1 protein-coding gene is annotated in these 3114 nt (G+C 41.6%); it reads left to right on the top strand.

The genetic code is table 11. The features are described from left to right. Nucleotides 1–108: 108 nt before the first annotated feature. Complete coding sequence (mutS, locus tag PY364_RS18465; RefSeq protein WP_275524692.1) at nt 109–2736, top strand: DNA mismatch repair protein MutS; 2628 nt, start codon at nt 109–111, stop codon at nt 2734–2736. Nucleotides 2737–3114 lie beyond the last annotated feature (378 nt).

Here is a 3114-nt window from a genome sequence, read left to right as displayed (position 1 = left end):
CGGTAAAGAAACCGCCTAGAAGGCGGCGTTACGTAAGTAATGCGTAAGTCATGAAAGGATTTATTAAGGTAAAGTTATTAAAGGTTAAAGCTCCTCCCCAGCATCTCTATGCCTTACACTGCATCTACTCCTACTGACCCCAATCAACCCAATATCCGTAATGCTGACTACGCATTGTTAGATTTTGATAAACTGACACCGATGATGCAGCGGTATGTCGGTGTTAAAGAACAATATCCCCATGCGCTTCTTTTCTTTCGTGTTGGCGATTTCTTTGAATGTTTTTTCCAAGATGCTGTTACTATTTCACGGGAATTAGAACTGGTTTGCACTAGCAAAGAAGGTGGTAAAGAAATCGGCAGAGTGCCGATGACAGGTGTGCCGCACCATTCACTAGACCGCTATAGTGCTATGTTAGTAGAAAAAGGCTATGCGGTAGTCATTTGCGACCAAGTAGAAGATGCAGCAATTGCTGCTAAAGAAGGTCGCCAAGTCAAGCGAGAAATTACTAAAATTCTTACTCCTGGAACCTTGACAGATGATGGAATGCTTAAACCCCGTCAAAATAACTTTTTAGCAGCAGTTGTGATTGCTGGCGAACACTGGGGGTTAGCTTATACTGATATTTCTACAGGTGAATTTTTAACTGTTCAATCTACTAACTTAGAGCAATTAAATCTAGAATTGCTGCGTTTACAACCATCGGAAATTCTGATTCCTACTCATAGCCAAAATGTAGGTACGATGCTAAGACCGGGAGAGAGGTCTGAATATTTACCTGAATCTTTGCCTCTTTCATTTTGCTATTCACTGCGGAAGCAACTTCCCTTCACTCTTCCAGAGGCAAAACAGCGACTTCTACAAAAATTTAAAGTGCGATCGCTGGAAGGTATGGGATGTGAAAATCTCCCTTTGGGAGTTCGCGCCGCTGGCGGTTTATTAGAATACTTAGAAGAAACTCAGAAAGAAAATTCAGTTCCTTTAGAACCTCTACACACTTATGTACTCAGCGATTTTTTAATTCTCGATCACCAAACCCGCCGCAATCTTGAAATTATTCAAACAGTCCGCGATGGCAATTTTCATGGTTCTTTATTGTGGGCAATTGATAAAACTAATACTGCAATGGGAGGCCGCGCTTTACGTCGCTGGTTCTTGCAACCGTTGTTAGATATTAAAGCGATTCGTGCTAGACATGACACTATTCAAGAATTAGTAGAAAATAATGCTTTGCGTCAAGATTTACAACAGTTATTGCGCCAAATTTATGATATAGAAAGGCTGGCTGGTCGTGCGGGTTCTGGTACTGCAACTGCTAGACAATTAGTTGCTTTGGCAGATTCTTTAGAGAAATTACCACAACTAGCGAATGTCGCATTGCAGGGACGTTCCCCTTATCTTAAGGCATTACAAAATGTGCCGCCTGTTCTAGAAAAGCTAGGAAAAAATATCCACGCTTATTTAGTAGATGAACCGCCTATTCATTTAAAAGATGGTGGTTTAATTCGCCCAGGTATTAATGCTGAACTAGATCGGATGCGAAGCATGGCATCAGGCGATCAACAATGGCTGGCTAATTTGGAGGCGACGGAGAGAGAGCGCACAGGAATTTCTAACTTGAAAGTTGGCTATAATAAAGCTTTTGGCTATTATATTAGTATTACAAAATCGAAAATAGATCAAGTTCCACATGATTACATTCGCAAGCAAACTCTGACTAATGAAGAGCGTTATAGCACTGAAGAATTGAAAGAAAGAGAAGTAAGAATCCTAACAGCGCGAGAGGATTTGAATCAGTTAGAATATGATATCTTTACGGGATTGCGGGAGTCGGTGGGAGAACAGGCGGAAGTAATTCGTAATGTTTCCCGTGCGGTGGCGGCCGCTGATGTTTTGTGCGGTTTGGCTGAAGTAGCAGTATATTATGGTTATTGTCGTCCAACTATGGTAGAAAGTCGGGAAATTAAGATTGTAGAAGGGCGACATCCGGTGGTAGAAAAGTCTTTGCCTGCGGGCTTTTTTGTGCCTAATTCGGCTTTTTTGGGAAGGGAAGAATCGGTAAATAGACCTGATTTAATTATTTTAACTGGGCCGAATGCTAGCGGTAAGAGTTGTTATTTACGGCAGGTGGGTTTGATTCAGTTGATGGCACAAACGGGGAGTTTTGTACCAGCAAAATCGGCATCTTTGGGAATATGCGATCGCATTTTTACCCGTGTTGGTGCTGTGGATGATTTGGCCACCGGTCAATCTACTTTTATGGTAGAAATGAATGAGACAGCAAATATTCTCAATCATGCTACGCCTAAATCTCTGGTTTTGTTAGATGAAATTGGCAGGGGGACGGCGACTTTTGATGGTCTTTCTATTGCTTGGTCGGTAGCAGAATATCTAGCAAATGAGATTCAGGCGCGGACAATTTTTGCTACTCACTATCATGAAATGAATGAGTTAGCTTCGATTTTGCCGAATGTAGCAAATTATCAGGTGACAGTGAAAGAGTTGCCGGATCAAATTATCTTTTTGCACCAAGTTCAACCGGGAGGTGCGGATAAATCTTATGGGATTGAAGCCGGAAGGTTGGCCGGTTTACCTCCGTCGGTGATTGAAAGAGCTCGGCAAGTTATGCGGCAAATTGAGAAGCACAGTAAAATTGCGATGGGGTTGCGGAAGGGGATTAAGAAACAGGAGAAACAGGAGTTAGAGGCTGAACAATTGGATATTTTTGATAGTTGAAAGAAAATAAGTAGAAGGAAGAAGGAAGAAGGAAGAAGGAAGAAGGAAGAAAAATTTAGTTATCTAGGAGAGAAGGAAGAATGTTTATACAGTAAGCTTTTTAGCCATCCCGATCTTATGTTTAATTAGGTGGATTTACTTACTCGGTGATTGAAAATCATGGCTATATAAATATAAGTGACTAGGAGCGAAGCGAAGCAATCTTAAGGTGTTGAGATTGCTTCGCTTCGCTCGCAATGACAGTATGGAGTTTTAGCTTTTAACTCAAATCATGAAGTCCCAGAAACCAGGTTTTTGAAAGCATCTGTGGGTTCTGGCGAAGTATTTTCGTAAAAAAACCTGGTTTCTTTAGTTAGGTGCGTAACGCCGCCATCTTGG

The sequence above is a fragment of the Kamptonema sp. UHCC 0994 genome, assembly GCF_029167235.1.
GTDB lineage: Bacteria > Cyanobacteriota > Cyanobacteriia > Cyanobacteriales > Microcoleaceae > Kamptonema.
The sequence above is the reverse complement of the archived record's forward strand: the minus strand, read 5'-3'. Positions and strand labels throughout refer to the sequence as shown.